This is a genomic window from Pseudomonas sp. AB6 (assembly GCF_034314105.1).
GTDB lineage: Bacteria > Pseudomonadota > Gammaproteobacteria > Pseudomonadales > Pseudomonadaceae > Aquipseudomonas.
Genome location: NZ_JAVIWJ010000001.1, coordinates 4,149,557 through 4,173,763 on the forward strand (window position 1 = coordinate 4,149,557; position 24,207 = coordinate 4,173,763).

A 24,207-nucleotide genomic window follows, 5' to 3' on the forward strand; every position below is an offset into this window, starting at 1 on the left:
TGCAATCGATAGACGCACGTTATCAACGGACCTCATATCGATCAAAAGCGCGATTTAACGTTCTCGAGCGAGTAGTCGAAGGGCGCAGTGACCTCAATTGAGCCGTTTCTCAAAATTTCGGCCGGTGGTTTCGGCAGCGGCTGGGCTTGACGAATCATCGTCAGAGTTGCCCTGTCCAGCAACGCATGGCCGGATGACTGAGCAACCGAAACCGAGATTACTTTGCCGTCAGCACCCACATCAAAGCGCAGGTGCGTGGAGCCGCTGATGTTCCGACGACGAGCATCTTCAGGATATCTCTGATATTTGGCCAAATGGTTTTGAAGATCGCTTTGCCAAGAGCGTTGAGCGTTGCTGACAGATGGCGGGCTCGCCATCGCAAGCGGTGCACCGGATGTTACCAACTGTGAAGCGATCAACGGAGCTTCGACAGGCTTGGGGTCTACGGGTTCTTCTGGCGGTGGTTTTGGCTTCATTTCTGGTGTGGGCGGCTTCGGTTTTGTCTTCGGCTTGACCGGTTTTGGAATAGCAGTTTCTGGGTTTTCAGCTTTTGCCAGTTTTGGTAGCGGTGTTTCTTCAACCGGAGCTGGGAGCTGCGGTGATTGCACGACTATAGGTGAAGGCATTGGCGAGGCTGCAGGCCTTGGCGCCAGCTGGACCAGCATAGCTGCCGGCGGAAACTCGATGATCTGAGGCGCCGACCAACGCAGCGCGATAATGATCGCTACTGTGTGTGCGGCGAGCACCAACAAAAGACTGCCGCTATAGCGTGTCAGTTTTTGGCGCAAAGTCATCATTGTTCACTAACCGTCTCAAGACCTACGAGGCCAATCTTTAGGTAGCCCGCGCCACGCAGCGCGTTCATGACGCCCATCAAATCGCCGTAATCCAAGCCTTTGTCGGCTTGAAAGAAAATCGTCGTGTCTTTTTTGCCTTTGGTTTTGGCGTCTAGCAACTTACCAAGGTGCTCAAGGCTGACCTTGTCTTCGCCTAGAAACAGGCTCAGATCGGCTTTGACGCTTAGGAACAATGGTTTTTCCGGTCGTGATGCTGGCTTCGACGTTGAAGCAGGCAAATCGACTTTGATGTCGACCGTCGCCAATGGGGCAGCCACCATAAAAATAATCAGCAGTACCAACATGACGTCGATAAAGGGCGTGACGTTAATTTCGTGGTTCTCGATGAGATCATCGCCGCCACTTTCGTTCAGATGCAGGCCCATGACTTACCCCGCTCTCACCACGTGCGGCTGCTGGCCAGGTTGCGCCGGCAGGTGGTCGAGATCACGGCTGACCAGCAGCAGGACTTGGGCAGAGGCATCGCAAACCTGCGCTTTGTAACCCGCGATGGAGCGGGCAAATACGTTGTAGATCACCACGGCAGGAATCGCAGCAACCAGGCCCATCGCGGTTGCTAGCAACGCTTCAGCAATGCCGGGTGCAACAACGGCGAGGTTGGTGGTTTGTGTTCTGGCGATACCGATGAAGCTGTTCATGATGCCCCACACTGTACCGAACAGTCCCACAAACGGTGCGGTGGAGCCAATGGTGGCGAGTACGCCGGTACCGTTGCTCATGTTGCGACCGCACTCAGCCACAAGCCGCTCCAGACGGAAACTGACGCGTTCCTTGATGCCTTCGCGCTCGCGGCTATTGGTAGAAAGGCGCATTTCTTCGAGGGCGTCGTGAACCAGTAAGTGGGCCAGAGTGCCTTCTTTGCTTGCGCCGTCACTGGCTTCTTTAAGGGTGCGGGCTTTTTTCAGCGTAACGATTTCACCGCGCAGGCGACGTTTGGCGCCTACCAGTTCAAACCCTTTGGCGACCCAGATGGTCCAAGTGATTAAAGAAGCAATCGATAGACCGATAAGGACGATTTTTACGATGATATCGGCGTGTTGGTACATACCCCAAGGCGACAAGTCATTAGCCATGCCGAGGCTACTGTCAACAATGGTCGGAACGGTACCCAGTGCGGCTACGGAAAAATCGCTTGCCGCGGCTTGGGCTGTGGGTGAAACAGGAGAAGTCGCCTCCGCTACAAATTGCGTGGTGGGCGTCGCCTCGAATGCGGTCTGATAGGCAAATGCCGTGGGGGCAAGTAGTAAGCTAAGTATCACGACAGCAGTGCAGCACGATGCACGTGGCAAGCTGAACAGTTTGGTTGGCGAAGCGGAGGCTTGAATACATGTCATGCTGGCCGGACCTGGAAAAATGAGAAAATATGTTCTGCACTTGGGCTGGACAAAAAGCCGAGAGAGGAGAGCAAAATAGGCGGGCATTATTGCAAATAATTCTCGTTAGCAACAGCGATGCGTAATCTTTCTATTTGTAGGTGGCGTTAAATTATCTGTATTTAGCGGATATTTTGGGTCGTCTACCGTGCTCTTTTCGCACGCTTATCCGGAGCCCCAGAATGTCTGCCCCTTCTGTTTTAATTGCTGGCTGCGGTGACGTAGGAGGCCGTTTGGCCAACCAACTGCTCGCCCATGGTTGGACGGTTTATGGCCTGCGCCGGTCGATCTCACGACTACCCGCCGGAGTAGTTGGAGTTGCCGGCGATCTTTTCAATGCGGGTTGCCCTGGCGATTGGCCAACTGGGCCCTTGGATTATGTGGTCTACAGCGCGGCCGCGACTGATCATGATGAAGCGGGTTATCAGGCAGCTTATGTGGATGGGCTGAGTCATGTGTTGAACTGGCTCAAGCAACACGGACAACGACCGAAACGTTTGCTGTTTGTGTCCAGCAGCAGTGTGTATGGGCAGCTGCACGGCGAGTGGGTCGATGAATTATCCACCACCCAAGCCGTAGGCTATTCAGGTCGGTTGATGCAGCAGGCCGAGCGGCTTGCATTGGGCAGTGGCATTCCTGCAAGTGTAGTGAGGCTGACCGGTATTTATGGTCCTGGGCGCGAGTGGCTTCTGACTCAAGTACGCCAAGGTTATCGTGTGGCCACCGAGCCACCGTTATATGGCAACCGAATCCACGTCGACGATGCAGCAGGGTTGTTGGCGTACTTGCTACAGGCAGATGCTCGCGGGGTAGCGTTGGATGATTGCTACATAGGCGTTGACGATGCACCTGCGCCACTGGCTGAAGTGGTCGCTTGGCTGCGTGAGTATTTGGGCGTTACCGAGTGGTCCGCCGAAGCGAGCGTTCGCCGTACTGGCAGCAAGCAGTGCAGCAATGTCCGAGCCCGTGCTTTGGGCTGGGTGCCGCGCTATGCGAGTTATCGAGAAGGTTATGCCGCGATTATCGAGGGAAACCTGTAGAGCCAACTTGTGGCGAACGGTTAACGGGTGTAACCGCGTCAAGCCTTTCGCCAAAAGAGGGGAATGCACGTTAGTCGCGCTCAAGCAGCCATCGGCGAGGACCGGGATGCAGGTCGGGCATTTCGTCCGAGCGTGCTTGGTTTACGGCTTGCAGTATTTCAAGCTGATCGCCCTTGCGGACGAATATCCAAGCATTGCCTTGCTTGTTTTTCTCTAGCCAAAGACTGTCGTTTTCACCGCTCATGGCGGCGCAATCGCCGGCCAGGCAGAGTGCATAGCGGTCATCATCAGGCAAGCCATCGACACTACCGTCGGCATGAAATTGCACAATGTTCCCGACACCTTCGCCATCGACAATCTTCCATTTGCCGCCCATGTAAGCCCCATACAGCGCTTTTTCGAAGCTGCTACCCGGTGGTGCAGCAGCAGGTGCGGGGTCTTTTGGCTGTTGGAAGCGTTGTTCTGGACCTGATTCGCTGGCGATTTGGATCAGGTCATCACCTTTGATCTTTAAGTCTTCGAAGAAATTGCCATAAAAATCGACGTGATACTTACCATCGGCTGCGCTAGTGATCTTGCCTTCACTTTGCTCAAAGCCATTGGAAAACGAGGCCTGGGCGGCTTTGGAGTTAACATTCCACTCCAGGTTTGGTCCGTTGGCGAGAAGTGCCTGACGCAGATTACCGCCCTTTACAGCGGCATCGATTGCGGTTTGATTGATCCAGATACCGTCCGGGTTACGGTCGGAGTTGCTGGCACAGCCGCTTATAAGGGCAGCGAGCAGCGAGAGGGCAAGCGCAAAGCGCATGGCGATCATTCCTTTGCGTGGAGTAGGGCGAAACGGTTGACGATCCGCCCGGGAAAATTATTCGATGACGAGAATGGCGTCCATTTCTACCAGCGAGCCTTTTGGCAGCGCAGCAACACCGATCGCAGCCCGAGCCGGGTATGGTTGATCGAAGTATTTGCCCATGATCTCGTTAACCTTAGCGAAGTGGCTCAGGTCCGTCAGAAAGATATTCAGCTTGACGATATCCTTGAACGAACCACCAGCGGCTTCGGCAACGGCTTTCAGGTTCTCGAATACTTGTACCGTTTGAGATTCAAAGCCTTCAACCAATTCCATGGTTTTCGGGTCCAGTGGGATCTGCCCGGACATATAGACGGTGTTGCCAACTTTAATCGCCTGAGAATACGTGCCAATGGCCGCAGGTGCTTTATCGCTGGTGATAACTGTCTTGGTCATGAAAAACTCCTTGGGATAGTTTTTGGCTACGCGCGCATGCGAGTGATGCGAATCACTCCAGTCAGCGCGCGTAGTTTTCTGATTACACGCGCCAGGTGCACACGGTCGTGCACGCTGACTACCAGTTGGACCACGCTTATACGGCCGTCGCGTTCGTCCATGCTGATTTTTTCGATATTGCCGTCTGCGGCGTTCACGCTGCTCGCCAACAACGCGATAAGGCCGCGTTGGTGTTCCAACTCGACGCGCAACTCGACGTTGAATTCGCCGGTGACGTCTTTGGCCCATGACAACTGGATGCATTTTTCCGGGTTGTGTCGGAGTTCACTGATATTGCGGCAGTTGTCCAAGTGCACAACCATGCCTTTGCCTGCAGACAAATGGCCGACAATCGGGTCGCCCGGGATCGGTGTGCAGCACTTGGCATAACTGAGCACCAAGCCTTCGGTGCCGCGAATCGCCAGCGGGCCCTCCGAGCTTGGTAATTGCTCGGCATCACTGGTCAACAAGCGGCGGGCAACAACATAAGCCATGCGATTGCCCAAGCCGATGTCTTCGAGCAGGTCTTCAATAACCTCCACTCGGTACTCGGTGAGGATCAACTGCACTCGCTCTTCCGGAATCTTTTCCAGGGTGCTGTCGAAACCGTTGAGTACCTTGTTCAGCAGGCGTTCGCCCAGGCTGATGGACTCAGAACGGCGTTGAAGCTTAAGGGCGTGGCGAATGTGCGTGCGTGCTTTGCCAGTGACAACAAAGTTCAGCCATGCCGGGTTTGGGCGTGCGCCGGGCGCGCTGACAATTTCAACCGTCGAGCCACTTTGCAACGGCTCGGAGAGCGGTGCCAGGCGACGATTGATCCGACACGCAATGCAGCTGTTGCCGACATCGGTGTGCACCGCGTAAGCAAAGTCCACCGCCGTCGAGCCTTTGGGCAGCTCCATGATTCGGCCTTTAGGCGTGAATACGTAAACCTCGTCCGGAAACAGGTCAATCTTCACGCTTTCAATGAATTCCAGCGAATTACCGGCACGCTGCTGCATTTCCAGCACACCCTTAACCCACTGGCGGGCGCGGGCATGGGTGCTTATCGGCAGCTCATCACCGCTGGATTTGTACAGCCAATGCGCGGCAATCCCGTTGTTCGCCATCTCCTCCATTTCGCGGGTGCGGATCTGGATTTCGATGGGAACGCCGTGCATGCCAAACAGCGTGGTGTGCAGAGATTGGTAACCGTTGGCTTTGGGGATCGCGATGTAATCTTTAAAACGCCCGGGCAGCGGCTTGTACAAATTATGCACAGCACCAAGCACGCGATAACAAGTGTCGACCTTGTCAACGATGACCCGAAATGCGTAAACGTCCATGATTTCGTTGAAAGCCCGGCGTTTGCCGCGCATCTTCTTGTAGATGCCGTACAGGTGTTTTTGTCGACCGCTGACTTCGCCTTCGATACCGTCCACCGCCAGGCAATGGCTCAGGGACTCTTCAATCTTGTTGACCAGCTCTTTGCGGTTGCCCCGTGCGCGCTTGACCGCTTGACCGATACGTGAGGATCGCATCGGGTACATCGCCTTGAAGCCAAGGTCTTCGAACTCGATACGGATGCTGTGCATGCCTAGGCGGTTAGCGATGGGCGCGTAGATTTCCAGCGTTTCTTTGGCAATCCGTCGACGTTTTTCGCCTGACAGGACTTCCAGTGTGCGCATGTTGTGCAGCCGATCGGCCAGCTTGACCAGGATCACCCGAATGTCGCGGGCCATGGCCATGGCCATTTTCTGGAAGTTTTCGGCTTGAGCTTCGGCTTTGGTTTCGAAGTTCATCTGGGTCAGCTTGCTGACGCCATCGACCAGTTCGGCCACGGTCTCACCGAATTGCGCACAGAGCGCTTCTTTGGCGATTCCGGTGTCTTCGATTACGTCATGCAGCATGGCCGCCATCAGGCTTTGATGGTCCATATGCATGTCGGCAAGAATATTCGCAACCGCTAAAGGGTGCGTAACGTAGGCTTCGCCGCTGCGGCGACGTTGGCCGTCGTGGGCTTGTTCGGCGTAGAAATACGCTCGGCGGACCAGGTTGACCTGGTCTTTGCCGAGGTAGGTCGACAGGCGATCGGCGAGGGCGTCTATGCTCGGCAAGGCACTACTCCTCGCTGAAGGCGATAACCCTTTGCCGTACTACGTCGACCGGGCATAGGCTTAAATGGCCTCGTTGGACTCGTCCTCGAAGGCCGCGAACAGTGGCTCATCTTCAACGATTTCGGCTTCAGCGATGACAGCGTAACTCATAAGGCCGGCCGCGATTTCGCGCAGAGCCATAACGGTAGGCTTGTCGTTTTCCCAAGGCAGCTTAGGTTCTTTACCACCGGTAGCCAACTGGCGGGCACGCTTGGTAGAGAGCATGACCAGTTCAAAGCGGTTAACGACGTGGTCTAGGCAGTCTTCAACGGTCACGCGGGCCATGGGTATTCCTCGTAGCAAATGCAGTATGCGCGGTGCCCGGATGGGCGAGCGGACTCGATAGTTTAAAAAAACACCAGCGTTTAGGGAAGGGGAGATTTCATAAGCTTCAAGTTTTAAGGTACAGGCGGCCAGTAAAAGCGTCTTAAACACCGCCAACTTGAGGCTTACAGCTTACGTCTTGATGCTCCTAACCTATGCCAACAACTGAGCGAGCAAATCACCAAAACGCTGCTGTTGCTGTTTCTGATGCAGCTGGTTGGCGCGGAAGATCGCTTTAAGGTCTTCAAGCGCGGTGGCGAAGTCGTCGTTGATCACGATGAAATCGTATTCCACGTAGTGACTCATTTCACTGACGGCTTCATGCATGCGTCCTTCGATGATCTCGTCACTGTCCTGGCCTCGGTTAGTCAAGCGCTGGCGGAGCGCCTGTTGAGTCGGCGGCAAAATGAAGATCGAACGAGCGTCGGGCATTAACTTGCGTACTTGATCCGCGCCCTGCCAGTCGATTTCAAGAATCAGGTCGTGACCTTCATCCAGCGTCTGCTGCAAGCGACTTTGCGATGTGCCATATAGGTTGCCGAACACTTCAGCTTGTTCGAGAAAGTCGCCGTGTTCGATCATTCGCACGAATTCGGCTCGGTCGACGAAGTGATAGTTCACATCGTTGATTTCACCGGGGCGCATGGCCCGCGTGGTGTGTGAGACGGAAACACGAATCTGCGGCTGGGCGTCGATCAGGGCTTTGACCAAGCTGGTTTTGCCCGCGCCAGAGGGTGCAGAAACGATATAAAGGGTGCCGGTGCTGTGGGTCATGTCGGGGTTGCCTTACTCAATATTCTGCACTTGTTCGCGCATCTGCTCGATCAACACCTTGAGGTTGACCGCTGCCTGAGTGCTGCGCGGGTCGAAGGCTTTGGAGCCTAATGTGTTGGCTTCGCGATTGAGTTCCTGCATCAGGAAATCCAGGCGCCGGCCGGCCTGTCCACCTGCCTTCAAGACGCGGCGTACTTCGGAAACATGGGTGGCAAGGCGATCCAGTTCTTCGGCGACATCGCTCTTCTGTGCCAGCAGCACCATTTCTTGCTCAAGGCGCTGCGGATCAAGCTCGGCTTTCATGTCGGCGAAGCGATCCAATACTTTCTGCCGTTGCGTGGCGAGCATCTGCGGAACCAAGACACGCAGGGTCGCTACCTCTTCGGTGATGGATACTAACCGTTCGTCCAGAAGTTTAGCCAAGTCCGCACCTTCACGGCCTCGCCCCGCTTTTAACTCGGTCAGCGCTTCGTTGAATACGGCGATTGCGTCGTTGTTCAACGATTGCGGATCGCTGGCATCTGCCACTAAAACCCCAGGCCAGGCCAACACTTCCAGCGGGTTCAAGGGTGCGGGTTGCTTGATCAGGCTGGCGACCACTTCAGCGGCGGCTACCAATTGCGCTGCGCGATCACGATCTACTTGCAGTGGTTTGCCAGCGGCTTCCTCGGTAAAGCGCAGCGTGCATTCAACCTTGCCCCTCGACAATCCCTGACGCAGGGCTTCGCGGACGGCGCCTTCAAGATCGCGGAACGACTCCGGCAAGCGCAGGTGCGGTTCTAAATAGCGATGATTAACCGAGCGCAGCTCCCAGCTCAGGGTGCCTTGGGCGCCAACCCTTTCGATCCGGGCAAAGGCTGTCATGCTGTGCACCATGGGGAATACCTCTTTTACGCGAGCGGAAGAAAACTGCCATGGCCGGTAAATTGCCCAATAAATGTAATAAAAAGCCGCCAGGCTGTGAAGGCGCGCGATTGTAGCGCAGTGCAGTGGATGCGCCCAAATTGACGCGGTGGCAAGGTGCTGCCAAACGCCGATTCCGACTCCGCAAGCAGGTCAGAATCGGACCAATAGCGTTTTAGCACTGCCCACACCGGGTTGTGATCACTATAATGCTCGGCAGATTTCCGTCTTAGTACAGGTATTTCAAATGAAACGTCCAAGTGGCCGCGCTGCCGATCAGCTGCGCTCGATCCGCATCACCCGTAACTACACCAAGCATGCCGAAGGTTCGGTACTGGTCGAGTTCGGTGACACTAAAGTGATCTGCACAGTCAGCGTCGAAAACGGTGTGCCGCGTTTCCTTAAAGGTCAGGGTCAAGGTTGGTTGACCGCTGAATACGGCATGCTGCCGCGCGCCACTGGCGAACGCAACCAGCGTGAAGCGAGCCGTGGCAAGCAAGGCGGGCGAACGTTGGAAATCCAGCGTTTGATTGGCCGATCCCTGCGCGCAGCGCTAGACATGTCTAAATTGGGTGAAGTCACGCTGTATGTCGATTGCGATGTGATTCAGGCTGACGGCGGCACTCGAACTGCCTCTATCACAGGCGCCATGGTTGCGTTAGTTGACGCCTTGAAAGTGATCAAGAAGCGTGGCGGCCTCAAAGGCGGCGACCCACTCAAGCAGATGATCGCTGCGGTGTCGGTGGGCATGTATCAGGGCGAACCCGTACTCGACCTCGACTACTTGGAAGACTCTGCCGCTGAAACCGACCTCAATGTGGTGATGACCAGCACTGGCGGCTTCATCGAAGTGCAGGGCACGGCTGAAGGTGCACCGTTTCAACCTGAAGAATTGAACGCCATGCTCGCCTTGGCGAACAAAGGCATGACTGAACTGTTCGAACTGCAGCGCGCAGCACTGGCTGACTGATCCGCCTCCTACAGATCAAGTGATCGACAACAGTTGAACGCCCACAAAAAAGCCGACACGAAGTCGGCTTTTTTGTGGGCGACGGAACGTTAAATGGTCAACGTCCAGTCGTAATCCACGATCAATGGAGCATGCTGCGAGAAGCGAGGCTGGCGCGGTAAGCGAGCGCTGCGTACGAAGCGGCGCAGGCCTGGGGTCAGCAACTGGTAATCGAAACGCCAACCGAGGTTGAGCATTTCAGCCTGTTCGTTATCCGGCCACCAGCTGTACTGATCACCTTCGCGACTGACTTCACGCAATGCATCGACATAACCCATGGTGCCGACAATCTCGTCCATCCAGGCGCGTTCTGGCGCAAGGAAACCTGGAGATTGCTGACTGTCGCGCCAGTTCTTGATATCAAGCTTCTGTTGCGCAACGTACAACGAGCCGCAGTAGATGTACTCACGGCGTTTGCGTCGTTGTTTGTCCAGGTAGCGAGCGAAGTCGTCCATGAGCTTGAATTTTTGATTCAAGTCTTCATCACCGTTCATCCCGGAAGGAAGCAGCAAGGTCGCAATACTGACTTTGTCGAAATCTGCTTGCAGGTAACGCCCGTAACGGTCGGCTGTTTCGAAGCCGAGCCCGCTGATTACCGCTTTCGGTTGCAACCGCGAGTAAAGCGCCACGCCACCCTGGGCAGGAACTTCAGCTTCGCAGGCATAAAGGAAATAGCCATCCAGTTGGAAGGCTGGGTCGTCCAGTTCAAAGGCGGAGGCGCGGGTGTCCTGTAGGCAGATGACGTCGGCATTCTGAGCTTGCAGCCAACTGAGCAAACCACGCTCGACTGCGGCCTGAATGCCATTTACGTTCACACTGATGATCCGCATAAATGGCCCCAAAAATCACGTGCGTGTATGATACCCGAGCTCTACCTAATTAGCTAAATCCGTGGTATTTGGGGCTTTTTTCATGCATGAGTATCAACGCGACTTCATCCGTTTTGCCATCGATCGTGGGGTTTTGCGCTTCGGTGAATTCACGCTTAAGTCCGGGCGCATCAGTCCGTATTTCTTCAATGCGGGGCTGTTCAATAGCGGTTCTGCTCTGGCGCAGCTAGGCCGTTTCTATGCCGCAGCAGTGGTCGACAGTGGTATTTCTTTCGATGTTCTGTTCGGCCCGGCGTACAAAGGAATTCCTCTGGCCGCCGCCACAGCCGTGGCGCTGGCTGAACATCATCAGCTGGATCTGCCTTGGTGTTTCAACCGTAAAGAAGCCAAGGCCCACGGCGAAGGCGGAAGCCTGGTTGGTGCACCGCTCACTGGAAATGTGCTGATCGTTGATGATGTGATCACCGCTGGTACCGCCATTCGCGAAGTCATGCACATCATAAAAGACCAAAACGCTACGGCGGCCGGGGTATTAATTGCGTTGAATCGTCAGGAACGAGGCAACGGCGAGCTGTCGGCGATTCAGGAAGTTGAGCGTGACTTTGGCATCCCGGTTGTTAGCATCGTGTCGTTGAATCAAGTCCTGCAATATCTGGCCGATGATGTACAACTAAAGCAGCATTTGCCGGCGGTCGAGGCCTATCGCAAGCAGTACGGAATCTGAGGATAGTGTTTATATGTCCAAGCTGAGCGTGTGCGGATTGGTTCTGGCGTTTTACGTTGTGGCTGGGCAGGCAGCGGAAAAGCCTCAGATCTTGTTCTATCGCTATGTCGACAGCAAAGGTGGGGTCGTCCTTGATCGCCAAGGCGTTCCCACCGAGTACGCGGGCAAAGGCTATCAAGTGCTCAATGAGCGCGGGCGCGTGATGCAAGTAGTGCCCCCCGCGCCGACTGCCGCCGAACTTGTACAGCAGCGTGCCGATAAGGCCCAGGCCGATTCTGACGCTCAATTGCTGCGCCTTTACAGCAGCGTCGCCGACGTCGACAACGCCAAAGCCCGCAAACTCGCCGAGTTGGACGCACTGGTCGCCGTTGCACAAGGCAATCTACAGAACCTGAGCGCTCAGCAAAGCAACCTGCAAAGCCAGGCGGCGGACCAGGAACGAGCGGGGCGGGTTGTGCCGCAATCGTTAGTCGACCAGATGAAAAGCCTGCGAGACGACCAGAACAACATCAAGGCCGAAATTGTTCGCTACCGGGATTCGCGTAAGCAGGTGGACACCAGTTTCGCGGTGGACCGGGTGCGGGTGCAGAAGTTAGTGCCGTGATGGGCGTTGCTGCGGTTATTGGATAAGCCACCACCCGCATGAGCACACACGTAACAGTTGGAGGAGCGAGCCTGCCCGAGATCGGCTGTGCAGCAGTCATTCATTACAGCCATCCCAGTGGCATTGTTCGAAGTGGGTGCATGTTGGGGCGTACAGTTTAGCGATTCTGATTAAGTCATCTATTTGGTCTTTGGGTACAAATGCTTGAAAGCAAACATACTGCTCTTCAAGGGTCCTGCTGGGGTCCCAATGCGCTGTAAATACAACGAGCTTTCGTTTTCTATCAATGACGATCCAATCTAATTGGTCCCAAGTAAATCTAGTGTATTTAATTTCTCTTTTCCAATTTAGAAGGGATTTGGAGGCTAGAATTGCCATGCCTCCGGGGCCTGCCAGTAACCAGATTCCGGACGGCATGACTGCGATCAGGCAAACGACAAGGAATATGCCTATGCCCACCGTCCACCTGAAAAAAATATTGATGTTTTCAGGAATGTCAGCCCAGTAATTGGCTTGCCCGCCAACCTCAGTGATGCGCATCTTATAAACGTTTTTTTGAAGAACTACTTTTTTCCAAAAAAATATCCATATGCAAAGGAACAAAATAGCAGAGTCGGTCTGCGTGTCTTCTGTTATCGCAGGTCGGCCGGTAAAGTATTCGTAGACAATAACTCCAAGGGGTAAGCTGAAAACTACAGCCATCATTATATTACCTGCCAGGGTCGGGTGCGGCAGGGCCTTGGTTGTCCATGCCATAAGCTCTTTCCCTCCAAACAGAACTATTGCATTGAGCGGCGTCCGACTATCTGCTTGAAAGTAGGGCTGATCCTCATCAAGCTTATTCATGCTTTTCTTCCAATGGGGGACGACAAGAACCGTTACTCATTACAGCCGTCCCAGTGGCATTGTTCAAAATGAGTGCGTGTTGGCGCGTGCAGTTTAGCGATTCTGATTAAGTCATCTATTTAGTCTTTGGGTACAAATGCTTGAAAGCAAACATACTGCTCTTCAAATGTCCTGTTGGGATCCCAATGTGCTGTGAATACAATGAGTTTTCGTTTTCTATCAATTACAATCCAATTCACTCTATCCCATTTGAATTTTGTGTAACTTATCTCTCTTTTCCAATTTAGAAGGGATTTGGAGGCTAGAATTGCCATGCCGCCAGGGCCTGCCAGTAACCAGATTCCCGACGGCATGACTGCAATCATGCATACGACAAGGAATACGCTTATACCGACCATCCATCTGAAAAAGAACTTCATGTTTTCAGGAATGTCCGCCCAGTAATTTGCCTGCCCGCCAACCTCTGTGATGCGGATTTTATATACGTTTTTTTGCAGAGCACCTTTTTTCCAGAACAGCAGCCATAGGCAGAGGGCAAAAATACCGCAACCGAGAACTGGGAGGTAACCTATGACGGCCTGGTCGCCAAAATAGCCGTAAAAGACCACCCCGATGATGATGGTGCACACTGCGCCCATCACTATATTGATAGTCCCCACTGGATGCGGCAGCGCCTTCGTGGTCCAAGTTCTGAGCACTTTCCCGCCGAATAGCTCTATGGCGTTCAAGGGTAAGCGGCTATCTGGTTGGAAGAAGGGTCGATCCTCATCAAGCGTGTTCATGCTTTTCTTCCCATGGGGATGACAAAAATTGTTACTCATTACAGCCGTCCCAGTGGCATTGTTCGAAGTGGGTACATGTTGGTGCATGAAATTTAGCGATTCTGATTAAGTCATCTATTTGGTCTTTGGGCACAAATGCTTCAAAGCAGACATACTGCTCTTCAAATGTCCTGCTGGGATCCCAGTGTGCTGTAAATACAACGAGCTTTCGTTTTCTATCGATGACGACCCAGTTAAGCTCTTCCCATTTAAAGTCATTGTAGCGAACTACTCTTTTCCAATTTAGAAGGGATTTGGAGGCTAGAATTGCCATGCCGCCAGGGCCTGCCAGTAACCAGATTCCCGACGGCATGACTGCGATCATACAAACGACAAGGAATACGCTTATACCGACCATTCACCTGAAAAAGAACTTCATGTTTTCAGGAATGTCCGCCCAGTAATTTGCTTGACCGCCTACTTCAGTGATGCGGACTTTATATACGTTTTTTTGCAGAGCACCTTTTTTCCAGAACAGCAGCCATAGGCAGAGGGCAAAAATACCGCAACCGAGAACTGGGAAGTCACCTATGACGGCCTGGTCGCCAAAATATCCGTAAAAGACCACCCCGATGATGATAGTGCACACTGCACCCATCACTATATTGATAGTCCCCACTGGATGCGGCAGGGCCTTCGTGGTCCAAGTTTTAAGCACTTTTCCGCCGAACAGTTCTATGGCGTTCAACGGTAAGCCGCTATCTGGTTGAAAATAAGGCTGTCTGTCTTCACTGTTGTCCATGCTATTCCCAACTCGGTACAGCAAGAGCGCTCGCTTCATCTCGGCCACCCAGAGTTTGAACTTGTATATTTTTGGTATCCAAGCTGCTCATAAGCGTATCTTTTTCATCGGTAACACCTTGTTCTACCAATTCCAACTGGAAGCGAAATCCGCGATCACCCTCGGCGTTGGCCAGAATTTCCGCGGGATACCAAACTTGAGCTTCAATAAACTGGGCTTCTACGGTTAGGGGAACCCAAGCTTGCCAGATAATACCTTCGCCCCCCGAGGGTATGGGGTGACAGCTTTCTATTCGTTTTTTAGGTCCACTCTCGTCTGGCGTATTACCGAGTAACGAGGGGGCGATAATTTCGCCGTTATCGATAAAGGGTTTTTGCAATGAATGACCTGCTTTCTCAACGGTGCCCACGTAATAGGGGCGATGGCTGGCTATCACATTCACTTGGATCACTGATCCCTGAAGTTCCGTTGGGATGAGCAACTGAACCCATGCTCCGTTTTGGATGGGTATCTGTTCATGGCCTTTTTTGTAGGTATATCGTTCAATATATTCATACGTCGGTTTCACATGGAGTGTCGGGCTTAGTTGTATTTCCAAAAATGATCTGTTTTCTTCCAAATGGGTTATTTGACTTCCAGCTAGATCTTCAGGGTGACGTGACCATGAGCCCTGTCGCAGCCATTGACCAACGGCATCGCGTTTCAAGTAATTAAGTGCAAGCGTGGCCAAAAGATAAATTAAACCAACTGCAAGTGCACCCCCAGCGATGTAAGGGTTCATAGCTAGCGCCAGCAACGCAGGGTTTCCAGCGAGAGCCATGCTCCCCGCTGTCAGTTGCAATATCCCTACAAGTGACATCCCCACAACGGCTCCAGCTTTTATCCACAGCAATTTTTTATCGCCCAACGAACTCGCATTTGTTATGTCGTCTGAAATGTCCCAAGTTTCTGTAAAGGTCGCCACCAAAGTAAACGCACCCAATCCCACCAGTCGAGCACCGAAACCACGTATGAGCGTTCCCCACCCTGGTTTTACATTTTTCCAGTAACTAGCACGCTTGTCTGTGATTCTAAAAGTTTTGCCACGAACAACCATACTCAAATCCTTCATCACCCCCCACTTCGTCTCCACAAACAACCCCATCAACGCACTCCCGGTATACGCCGCCGCCGATGTCAGCTTCACCCAGTCTTTCTCACTCAACTCCCTATCTTTCGACAGGTCGCGATAAATCAGTGCGGTATTAATCAAGTTGGAGATGATCACGGCGTAGGTAAACGCTCCAGCGTTGAGGCCGCGTTTTTCGCTCCAGGTGCGGACTCCGTTGAGCCAATTATCGGCAGCGAGGCCGCCGCGGGCGAGGGAAGCGGCGATGCCTTCCTGGATGGATTTGAGGTACGGCGAATGTTCGAACTCAAACAACAGCGGTAGTTTTAGAGCATGGACTTTGAGGGCGTTGTCCGCGTCAGCCACGGCGCGGCCCAGGCTGCGGGCGTTGTAGGTGTCGCGCTGGTAGGTGAAGCGATACTGGGCGCCGTTCAACCCGATGCGTAATTGGTTCATCTCTCGTTTCCACTGCATGAGGCGTTTGGCAAAGTCGGGGACGGACTTGAGTACATCGGGATGCCCCATCAGGAAATTGCCGATGGCCAGGTTGCGCAGCAGGGCGCCCAAGTGCGGACCTTTCCCACTGGCCAAACGGCTGTCCGCAGCCAATAAGGCGAGCAGGGTTTTCTCCAGTACCTGTTTGCCAGCGCCTTTGACCAGATCGCCCATGGCCTTGAAGGTGTTTTGAATCGGCTCGCTCAGGGCCTTCATCCAGGGGTGGCTGGCGATGGCGTCGTGGCCCAGCAACGCGTTCAGTTCGCCCGCACGACTGAACAGCCCGTTGATGTCGTTGTGGTCTTGGATCAGGTCGTTAACTTGCGCATCGAAAGCGGCTTTGAGGCCGACGGAAAAGCCGAAGCGGGCGGCGCCGAACAGCGATTTGGCGTGCAGTTCTTCTTCCATCATCCAGTGCGAGGTCGTCAGGTCCTGGCCGAGGATTTCCAGCAGGCCCGCGATAAGGCTTTGCAGGTAGAGCAGGCTGTCGGGGTGGGTGGTGTCAACGAACAGTTTTAGCGGTTCGGTGCCGATGTGCTCGGCCCACGTCCTGAGGTCGTGCTGGGTTTTTGAGAGCTGCTGGCGCAGGGCATCACGCCGGGGCTGCTGGGTTTCGGCAAAGCTGCGTGCCGCGACATGATCGGCTTGCAGGCGCCACTTTTGCCGGTTCTCCCAACTTTCGCGCAGCTTGGGGTCGGGCCGACTGTGGAATTTCCAGTAGATCTGATTGCCGATTTCGGTGGACGGCAGGGCGTTCAATCCAAGGATCAAGCCGGTGCCGGGGGTCATTGCTCCGGAATCTTCCTCAAGTTTGAGTTGTTCGAAGTATTTTTCAGCCAGGGCGACGTATTCCCGGGTCGCGCTTTCATCCTTGAGCGCCGACTTGGGGAGCAGTGATCGATCGCTGCCGGCGCCGCAGAGTTGCTCGACAATCCCGGCAATACCAAGCTTGTGCCCGTGCTCGTCCTGCCATTCCTGAAGGGCGGCTTGGTCGGCGGCCAGTTGCACCTGGTGCCGGGTTTCGCCTAGGCCGCCGATGGCCTTGGCTGTCCAAGCTTTAAGCTCTTTTCCACTGAATAGTGCCTTGGCGTTCAGCGGTGTATAGCTATCCGCTTGGAAATAGGGTCGATCCTCATCAAGCGTATTCATGCTTGTCTTTCAATAGGGAACGACAAGAACCGTTATTCATTACAGCCATCCCAGTGGCATTGTTCAAAATGAGTGCGTGTTGGCGCGTGCAGTTTAGCGATTCTGATTAGGTCATCTATTTGGTCTTTGGGTACAAATGCTTGAAAGCAAACATACTGCTCTTCAAGGGTCCTACTGGGATCCCAATGTGCTGTAAATACGACGAGTTTTCGTTTTCTATCAATGACGATCCAATCTAATTGGTCCCAAGTAAATCTAGTGTATTTTATTTCTCTTTTCCAATTTAGAAGGGATTTCGAGGCTAGAATTGCCATGCCGCCGGGGCCTGCCAGTAACCAGATTCCCGACGGCATGACTGCGATCAGGCAAACGACAAGGAATATGCCGATACCCACCGTCCACCTGAAAAAAACATTGATATTTTCAGGAATGTCCGTCCAGTAATTTGCTTGCCCGCCAACCTCTGTGATGCGCATCTTATAAACGTTTTTTTGAAGAACTACTTTTTTCCAAAAAAATATCCATATGCAAAGGAACAAAATAGCAGAGTCGGTTTGCGTGTCTTCTGTTATCGCAGGTCGGCCGGTAAAGTATTCGTAGAGAATAACTCCAAGGGGTAAGCTGAAAACTACAGCCATCATTATATTACCTGCCAGGGTCGGGTGCGGCAGGGCCTTGGTTGTCCATGCCATAAGCTCTTTCCCTCCAAACAGAACTATTGCATTCAGCGGTGTCCGACTATCTGCTTGAAAATAAGGTTGACTTGCTTCGATATTGTCCATGTTCATTCCGCTCCTGGTATTGCAATAGTGATTGCTTTTTCTCGACCGCCCAGCGTTTGAACTTGTATGCTGTTAGTATTCAAGCTGCTCACAAGTGTATCTTTCTCATCAGTAACGCCTTTCTCTTCCAACTCTAACTGGAATCGATATCCTCTATCCCCCTCGGCTGCGGCCATAACTTCCATAGGGTACCAGACTTGAACTTCAACAAACTGAGCATCCACTTCTAGTGGAACCCATGTTTGCCAGATAATGCCCGCGCTGTTCTCGGAAACGGGGTGGTAGACATCTTCTGCCTTTGTGGGCCCGTTCTCGTTAGGCGTTTTGCCTAGTAGTGACGGGTCAATTATGTAGCCATTATCGATGAATTCTTCTTTCAACGACTTACCAAGTTTCTTAACCATGCCCACGTAATACGGTTGATGGCTCGCTATCAAATTGACTTGAACCACTGATCCTTGAAGTTCTGCGGGGAGATGTAACTGGACCCACGCGCCGTTCTGAAGTGGAATCTTTTGATGACCTTGTTTATAAGAGTATCGCTCGATGAACGTGTATGTTGGTTTGACGTGAAGTGTTGGGCTCAGTTGTATCTCGAGAAAAGATCGGTACTCCTCTGTATCGCTCAATAATGTTTGAGGTAGGCGTTCTTCTGGGAAACGCGACCAAGAGCCCATACGTAGCCATTGGCCTACGGCATCGCGTTTCAGGTAGTTGAGCGTGAGCGTGGTCGCAAGATAAATTAAACCCATTGCAAGCGCGGCCCATGCGGTGAATGGATTCATGGCTAGCGGCAAAAGCAATGGGTTGCCCGCTACTGCAAGTAGTCCGGCACCTAATTGTAGAACCCCGATCGCCAACATTCCCAAAACTGCTCCGTATTTAAATCTCAGCAGATTTTTATCGGTTAACGAATGTGTGCTTTTGATGTCATCTGAAATGTCCCAGGTCTCGGTGAGCGTCGCCACCAAAGTGAATGCACCCAATCCCACCAGTCGAGCACCGAAACCGCGTATGAGCGTTCCCCACCCTGGTTTTACATTTTTCCAGTAACTAGCAGGCTTGTCTGTGATTCCAAAAGTTTCTCCATGAACAACCGTACTCAAATCCTTCATCCCCCCCCACTTCGTCTCCACAAACAATCCCATCAACGCACTGCCGGTGTACGCCGCGGCCGATGTCAGCTTCACCCAGTCCTTCTCACTCAACTCCCCATCTTTCGACAGGTCGCGATAAACCAGTGCGGTATTAATCAAGTTGGAAATGATCACGGCGTAGGTAAACGCTCCAGCGTTGAGGCCGCGTTTTTCGCTCCACGCGCGGACTCCGTTGAGCCAATTATCGGCAGCGAGGCCGCCGCGGGCGAGGGAGGAAGCGATGCCTTCCTGGATGGATTTGAGGTACGGCGATTGTTCGAACTCAAACAACAGCGGTAGTTTTAGAGCATGGACTTTGAGGGCGTTGTCCGCGTCAGCCACGGCGCGGCCCAGGCTGCGGGCGTTGTAGGTGTCGCGTTGGTAGGTGAAGCGATACTGGGCGCCGTTTAACCCAGCGCGTAATTGGTTCATCTCCTGTTTCCACTGCATGAGGCGTTTGGCAAAGTCAGGGACGGACTTGAGTACATTGGGATGTCCCATCAGGAAATTGCCGATGGCCAGGTTGCGCAGCAGGGCGCCCAAGTGCGGACTTTTCCCACTGGCCAAACGGCTGTCCGCAGCCAATAAGGCGAGCAGGGTTTTCTCCAGAACGTGTTTGCCAGCGCCTTTGACCAGATCGCCCATCGCCGTGAAGGTGTTTTGAATCGGTTCGCTCAGGGCCTTCATCCACGGGTGGCTGGCGATGGCGTCGTGGCCCAGCAACGCGTTCAGTTCGCTGGCACGACTGAACAGCCCATTGATATCGTTATGGTCTTGGATCAGGTCGTTAACTTGCGCATCGAAAGCGGCTTTGAGGCCGACGGAAAAGCCGAAGCGGGCGACGCCGAACAGGGATTTGGCGTGCAGTTCTTCTTCCATCATCCAGTGCGAGGTCGTCAGGTCCTGGCCGAGAATTTCCAGCAGGCCCGCGATAAGGCTTTGCAGGTAAAGCAGGCTGTCGGGGTGGGTGGTGTCAACGAACAGTTTTAGCGGTTCGGTGCCAATGTGCTCGGCCCACGTCCTGAGGTCGTGCTGGGTTTTTGAGAGCTGCTGGCGCAGGGCATCACGCCGGGGCTGCTGGGTTTCGGCAAAGCTGCGTGCCGCAACATGATCGGCTTGCAGGCGCCACTTGTGACGATTCTCCCAACTTTCACGCAGCTTGGGGTCGGGCCGACTGTGGAATTTCCAATAGATCTGATTGCCGATATCGGTGGATGGCAAGCCGTTCAATCCAAGGATCAAGCCGGTGCCTGGGGTCATGGCACCCGCGTCTTCCTCAAGTTTGAGTTGTTCGAAGTATTGTTCAGCCAGGGCGACATACTCCCGGGTCGCGCTTTCATCCTTGAGCGCCGACTTGGGGAGCAGTGATCGATCGCTGCCGGCGCCGCAGAGTTGCTCGACGATCCCGGCAATACCAAGCTTGTGCCCGTGCTCGTCCTGCCATTCCTGAAGGGCGGCTTGGTCGGCGGCCAGTTGCATGCCGAGGTCTTCCATCACTGCCAAGGGGTCGTTGAGAGCGATAAGCACTGAACTGAATTTGTCGTCGACGGTGCCGGTCCAGATCACATCGGCGGCCAGTGGTACCTGGTGTCGGGTTTCACCAAGGCCGCCGATGGCCTTGGGTGGATGGGCCGAATCGGCAAAACGACCGTCGTGGGCAATCGGCCAGGCATCGATGTCCGCTACAGCTTTCTTCGCCAATTGCATCAACGGCAGAGCGTGGGGCACCGACAGGCTGCGGCTGTAATCTTTCAGGTCCAGCGGCTGCATCCACTGTGCGCGATCCTTGGCGTGGGAACGCAAATGCTCACACGTGCGCCAGGTCCATTGCTGGGGCGAAAAGGCGATGTACAGTTGATGGCTGCGCGGGTAAAGCAAGTGTGTCTGGCGAATGCCTCTGTTTGAATTAGAACGTTGATCCAAACCGGTCTCGGACTCGTCCCAAAGGATGCGCGTGAGGAGGGCGGTAACCGCCGAATATTCGTACTCGTGCAGAGTGTTGGCGGTTTCATCAAAGACATAAACATAACCCTCACGCAGTTGGCGCAGGGTGTAGGTGCGGGTTTTTAGCGAGGGTAAACAGGCCCATTTTCCGCGTGGGCTCAGCGGGGTGAGCGCGGCGGGATCGACGTCGTAATGCGAGCGATCCAAGGCGTAGCGCATCGGCACGATGGCGATTTCAGGGTTTTTGAACGGGCATGACGCTTTGGCCGCCGCTGGCGTATCAGTGAACAGAGCGTCGCGCCGTTCTTGCAGATTGCCGGTTTTAGCGAGCATGAATGAAGTCCCTGTGCATATGGCGAAAAATGTCGAATGCTTTGATACGCAACTCGGGTGACAGGCCCGGATGCTCGGGGTCGCGGTCAAGCCAGGTTTGATAGCGGCCGTCCCTTTGATCTGCAAAGTCGGAGCCCATGTCCAGGCTTATTTCGGCCCAAATGATCAGTCCACGTTCGGTGAACAATCCCCAGGCAAGCCCGCTATCGATCGTTGTTTGCATCCAGTCCGATGTTTGCTGATTGTTCATGGCTGCAAAAGAGTCGGGGCGGCGGCTGTTTAACCACTGGTAAAAACGGTCCTCCAGCTGCCAGCGTTGCGCCCGTGCAAGCGCTGCCAGCTGTGGATAGTCGAGAAAGGCAACGTTCGGCGTCCACGACGATTGGGCTTCAACTCGGCTAAACCTCTGCCAGGAACGTGGAGACGGTTCTTGCCAGCTGTGTGTCGGACGGCCTACCCACCAGTGTTCGATAGGCCCCAGCCGTTCAGCCAGTTGTGAGTCCGAGAAGCTCGACAGCCAAAAAGACGCGACCAAGGGATCGGAAAACCGCAGCAAGCCGTTGCCGCCCCATGCGTCGGGGGGGCAAATGAATTGCCGCAGATGGTTGGCCACGACGTTCAGCGGCTTCGTGCTGTACAGCAACGTTGAATCTTGTTGCTTGCGAGGTTCATTGAGCCATTGCGAGACGAGCCGGCTGTCCGCGTCCAGCTGGATCAGAATCGGTCCCTGGTCGCGTAGTTCACTCCAGCGGCCCCCCGAGTACAGCGGATTGGCCTGCGCGGACTGATCGTCCTTGAGTCGCTCAACCAGCGCGCCCGGACGTAGCGCTCCATCGATCAGCAGGTAGTTGGCATGCTCAGGGCTGCTCATGGCGCCTTGTCCTCTTCCATTTCACAGACTTCGCAATGGGGAGGTGCCTGCTCCAAGAGCTGCTCGATGGCCGGCGCTGAAATCGGCGTGACCGGTGGAATAACGTCGGCGCCCAGAGCGTCTACGCCCTCGGGTGGCAACGGCACAGCCGGTGTTCCCGGCAGAGGAACGCCACCCAGCAGGATCGGTACGCTGGAAAATATGCCCGCAGGGCTGAGGAAAAGGTGCTGTCCGCCCGCTTCCAGTGTCAGGGTGGTACCGGCATCAATGATCAAGTTGACGCCTGCCATGAGGTGCACCTCTTGACCCGCCTCTACAGACAGCCCTTCGGTGACTCGGGTGTGGCTCGCACCCGTGACGTGTAGGTGATCACCCGCCGACAACTGCACTTTGCGGTCGCCGCTGACAGTTTGGTGATGTTCGGCTTCCATCACTGAAACGCTGCCACCCTTGATCGTTTCCAAGCGCTGGCCACGCACTTCCAAGCGGCTGTCGTTCTGAACCAGTTGCTCCATGTCGCGTTGGGCACGCAGGTAGACCAACTCAGCGCCATCGCGATCTTCAAAAGAGACTTCGTTAAAGCCCTGACTGGCCGTGGAACTGCGGCTGCGGAACACGCTTTTGGTTTTGTTCGCCGGTAACTCGTAAGGCACTGGATTTCGGCTGTTCGGCAAACAGCCCATGACAATTGGCCGGTCGGCGTCGCCTTCCAGATAAGAAACCAACACCTCCATGCCGACCCGAGGCAGGGTCACCGCGCCATAACTGTTGCCTGCCCAGCTTGATGCCACCCGCACCCAGCAACTGCTGGTTTCGTCATCCGGTTCGCGGCGATCCCAGTGAAACTTGACCTTCACCCGGCCGAATTTATCGCAGTGAATTTCTTCGCCTTCAGGACCCGTGACCTTGGCGGTTTGGGTGCTGTGGATCAGCGGTTTGGGATGGCGCAAGGCGGGACGAAACTGGATCGTTTCCGGAATGGCGGTAAAGGAATTCCGATACCCCTGAGGGATTTTTCCGGCGGCGACCGGAACATCCGCGCCCAATTCCTCCAACACCTGCGGCTGGCGTCCTTCGTGTCGGATCGAAATCAGCACCCACGGGTTATTCCATTTGAACTGCGGATGCTTTTCTAGCTGGATCACCGTCCCGCTGCGCAACAGCGGTTGATCGCTGGTGCCATCAGCCAGTTGAAAATCAGTGCGATGCCGTTGCAGGTCGTGGGTGGATAGTTTTTTGCCGTGATCGTCCTCCAGAAAATGCCCCGGATAGACGTAATGCTCAAGTTTCGGCTCGACACGCAGGACTTCACCCCTTTGCGCTTGGGCTTGGGTTGGCCAGGGCTTTCTCGAAATTTCCAGTAGAGAACCGGCTTTCTGGAAATCGTAATCCCGATGCACCACATGGCTGGTGCGCGCCGCCAAGCGCACGCCAAACTCATGGATCGAATACGTTTCGGGCACCATGCCGTTCAACGGTTTGAACGGCAGCGCCACCTTTGCTTTATGGGGAAACATCCCTTCGTCATCGGCGAAAATCAACCGATGGCCGTCGGCCGAATGCTCGAAACGATAAAACCAGCCGTCTTCTTCGCACAGTCGATTCACGAAGTGCAGGTCGCTTTCGTCGTACTGAACGCAGTATTCACGTGGCGTGGCGCGGCTCACGTCACCGTGGAACTGCACATCCAGGCCGTCAAACAGCCCATGCTCCTTCAATACCTCAAGGATGATCGCGGGCACGCTCATCTGTTGGAACGAGCGGCGGTGGCTGCTGTGTTCCAAATACGCCAGATAGGGTTTCAGCACCGCGACGTAGTGTGTCAGCCGCGCGCCGGAGTTGCTTTTATGGATCGAGTGGATGTGCCCATGCAGACCTTCGCCGTCCGGGCCGAAACTGAGAAAAGCCGCCTTGTGCAGCAGGTCCGAAAGCTCAATATCCCCCGCCCGGCTGACCAGTTCGACGGTAACGGCGTAGGGCGTGCTGACGGCCTCGGCGCCCTCGAACGCAAGCACCTGCAAGCGAGGATCTTCAAGACCTTTGATGCTTAGGGTGAAGGTCGGGTAAGTGGTCTGAGGCATTGGCAGAGTCTCCGCATCAAAAGATGCGGCAACTCTGCAGG

The 24,207-nt window shown here is 54.4% G+C and carries 22 protein-coding genes; 4 read left to right on the forward strand and 18 right to left on the reverse strand.

Translation table 11 applies throughout. The features are described 5' to 3' along the window. Positions 1 to 41: 41 nt before the first annotated feature. The 3 genes from RGW60_RS19545 to exbB are packed head-to-tail and all read right to left on the reverse strand — an operon-like array spanning position 42 to position 2,191. On the reverse strand, positions 42 to 797 hold the full coding sequence (locus RGW60_RS19545; protein WP_322206122.1) for an energy transducer TonB: 756 nt from the start codon (positions 795 to 797) through the stop codon (positions 42 to 44). Next, a complete protein-coding gene (exbD, locus tag RGW60_RS19550; RefSeq protein WP_322206123.1) occupies positions 794 to 1,222 on the reverse strand; it encodes a TonB system transport protein ExbD in 429 nt (142 codons plus the stop codon). The genes RGW60_RS19545 and exbD overlap by 4 nt, the downstream gene beginning before the upstream one ends. 3 nt (positions 1,223 to 1,225) lie before the next feature. Next, entirely contained in the window at positions 1,226 to 2,191 is a 966-nt protein-coding gene (exbB, locus tag RGW60_RS19555) for a tonB-system energizer ExbB (protein ID WP_322206124.1), read from the reverse strand. 221 nt (positions 2,192 to 2,412) lie between these two features. Between exbB and RGW60_RS19560 the strand changes: the two genes are divergently transcribed. Then, positions 2,413 to 3,270 carry an SDR family oxidoreductase gene (locus RGW60_RS19560; RefSeq protein ID WP_322206125.1) on the forward strand — a complete coding sequence of 286 codons (858 nt, stop codon included), beginning with the start codon at positions 2,413 to 2,415 and terminating at the stop codon, positions 3,268 to 3,270. Between the two features lie 70 nt (positions 3,271 to 3,340). Here RGW60_RS19560 and RGW60_RS19565 read toward each other — a convergent pair whose 3' ends face one another. The 6 genes from RGW60_RS19565 to RGW60_RS19590 all read right to left on the reverse strand — a co-directional run bounded on the left by RGW60_RS19565 (position 3,341) and on the right by RGW60_RS19590 (position 8,664). Further along, positions 3,341 to 4,078, reverse strand: a complete 738-nt coding sequence (locus tag RGW60_RS19565) for a hypothetical protein (RefSeq protein WP_322206126.1) — start codon at positions 4,076 to 4,078, stop codon at positions 3,341 to 3,343. 57 nt (positions 4,079 to 4,135) lie between these two features. Further along, entirely contained in the window at positions 4,136 to 4,516 is a 381-nt protein-coding gene (locus RGW60_RS19570; protein ID WP_322206127.1) for a RidA family protein, read from the reverse strand. Positions 4,517 to 4,542: 26 nt separating this feature from the next. After that, positions 4,543 to 6,651, reverse strand: a complete 2,109-nt coding sequence (gene spoT / locus RGW60_RS19575) for a bifunctional GTP diphosphokinase/guanosine-3',5'-bis pyrophosphate 3'-pyrophosphohydrolase (protein WP_322206128.1) — start codon at positions 6,649 to 6,651, stop codon at positions 4,543 to 4,545. A gap of 60 nt (positions 6,652 to 6,711) precedes the next feature. Then, positions 6,712 to 6,975, reverse strand: a complete 264-nt coding sequence (rpoZ, locus tag RGW60_RS19580) for a DNA-directed RNA polymerase subunit omega (RefSeq protein WP_322206129.1) — start codon at positions 6,973 to 6,975, stop codon at positions 6,712 to 6,714. Positions 6,976 to 7,167: 192 nt separating this feature from the next. After that, positions 7,168 to 7,788 (reverse strand): guanylate kinase, encoded by a 621-nt coding sequence (gmk, locus tag RGW60_RS19585; RefSeq protein WP_322206130.1) that lies wholly within the window; start codon positions 7,786 to 7,788, stop codon positions 7,168 to 7,170. Positions 7,789 to 7,800: 12 nt separating this feature from the next. After that, positions 7,801 to 8,664, reverse strand: coding sequence for a YicC/YloC family endoribonuclease (locus RGW60_RS19590; protein ID WP_322206131.1), 864 nt, complete (start codon positions 8,662 to 8,664; stop codon positions 7,801 to 7,803). A gap of 274 nt (positions 8,665 to 8,938) precedes the next feature. Between RGW60_RS19590 and rph the strand changes: the two genes are divergently transcribed. Next, the gene (rph, locus tag RGW60_RS19595) at positions 8,939 to 9,661 is read left to right on the forward strand and encodes a ribonuclease PH (protein ID WP_322206132.1); all 723 of its coding nucleotides are present in this window, start codon (positions 8,939 to 8,941) and stop codon (positions 9,659 to 9,661) included. Between the two features lie 89 nt (positions 9,662 to 9,750). Here the strand turns inward: rph and RGW60_RS19600 are convergent, their stop codons facing one another. Next, positions 9,751 to 10,530: an exodeoxyribonuclease III gene (locus tag RGW60_RS19600; protein WP_219063057.1), complete on the reverse strand. Its 780-nt coding sequence runs from the start codon at positions 10,528 to 10,530 to the stop codon at positions 9,751 to 9,753. A gap of 82 nt (positions 10,531 to 10,612) precedes the next feature. Here RGW60_RS19600 and pyrE point away from each other — a divergent pair, with 82 nt between their 5' ends. Both pyrE and RGW60_RS19610 read left to right on the forward strand, forming a co-directional pair. After that, a complete protein-coding gene (pyrE, locus tag RGW60_RS19605) occupies positions 10,613 to 11,254 on the forward strand; it encodes an orotate phosphoribosyltransferase (RefSeq protein ID WP_322206133.1) in 642 nt (213 codons plus the stop codon). A 13-nt stretch (positions 11,255 to 11,267) separates the two neighbouring features. Next, positions 11,268 to 11,858: a DUF4124 domain-containing protein gene (locus RGW60_RS19610; protein ID WP_322206134.1), complete on the forward strand. Its 591-nt coding sequence runs from the start codon at positions 11,268 to 11,270 to the stop codon at positions 11,856 to 11,858. Between the two features lie 96 nt (positions 11,859 to 11,954). Here the strand turns inward: RGW60_RS19610 and RGW60_RS19615 are convergent, their stop codons facing one another. The 8 genes from RGW60_RS19615 to tssI all read right to left on the reverse strand — a co-directional run bounded on the left by RGW60_RS19615 (position 11,955) and on the right by tssI (position 24,166). Continuing rightward, positions 11,955 to 12,704: a hypothetical protein gene (locus RGW60_RS19615; protein WP_322206135.1), complete on the reverse strand. Its 750-nt coding sequence runs from the start codon at positions 12,702 to 12,704 to the stop codon at positions 11,955 to 11,957. A gap of 119 nt (positions 12,705 to 12,823) precedes the next feature. Beyond that, on the reverse strand, positions 12,824 to 13,486 hold the full coding sequence (locus tag RGW60_RS19620) for a hypothetical protein (protein ID WP_322206136.1): 663 nt from the start codon (positions 13,484 to 13,486) through the stop codon (positions 12,824 to 12,826). A 397-nt stretch (positions 13,487 to 13,883) separates the two neighbouring features. Next, positions 13,884 to 14,267, reverse strand: a complete 384-nt coding sequence (locus tag RGW60_RS19625) for a hypothetical protein (protein ID WP_322206137.1) — start codon at positions 14,265 to 14,267, stop codon at positions 13,884 to 13,886. Position 14,268: 1 nt separating this feature from the next. After that, positions 14,269 to 17,019: a hypothetical protein gene (locus RGW60_RS19630; RefSeq protein WP_322206138.1), complete on the reverse strand. Its 2,751-nt coding sequence runs from the start codon at positions 17,017 to 17,019 to the stop codon at positions 14,269 to 14,271. Positions 17,020 to 17,051: 32 nt separating this feature from the next. After that, on the reverse strand, positions 17,052 to 17,801 hold the full coding sequence (locus RGW60_RS19635; RefSeq protein ID WP_322206139.1) for a hypothetical protein: 750 nt from the start codon (positions 17,799 to 17,801) through the stop codon (positions 17,052 to 17,054). 2 nt (positions 17,802 to 17,803) lie between these two features. Next, a complete protein-coding gene (locus RGW60_RS19640) occupies positions 17,804 to 21,214 on the reverse strand; it encodes a T6SS effector BTH_I2691 family protein (RefSeq protein ID WP_322206140.1) in 3,411 nt (1,136 codons plus the stop codon). Next, the gene (locus RGW60_RS19645; RefSeq protein ID WP_322206141.1) at positions 21,204 to 22,085 is read right to left on the reverse strand and encodes a DUF4123 domain-containing protein; all 882 of its coding nucleotides are present in this window, start codon (positions 22,083 to 22,085) and stop codon (positions 21,204 to 21,206) included. The genes RGW60_RS19640 and RGW60_RS19645 overlap by 11 nt, the downstream gene beginning before the upstream one ends. Continuing rightward, complete coding sequence (gene tssI / locus RGW60_RS19650; protein ID WP_322206142.1) at positions 22,082 to 24,166, reverse strand: type VI secretion system tip protein TssI/VgrG; 2,085 nt, start codon at positions 24,164 to 24,166, stop codon at positions 22,082 to 22,084. The genes RGW60_RS19645 and tssI overlap by 4 nt, the downstream gene beginning before the upstream one ends. Positions 24,167 to 24,207: the final 41 nt, after the last annotated feature.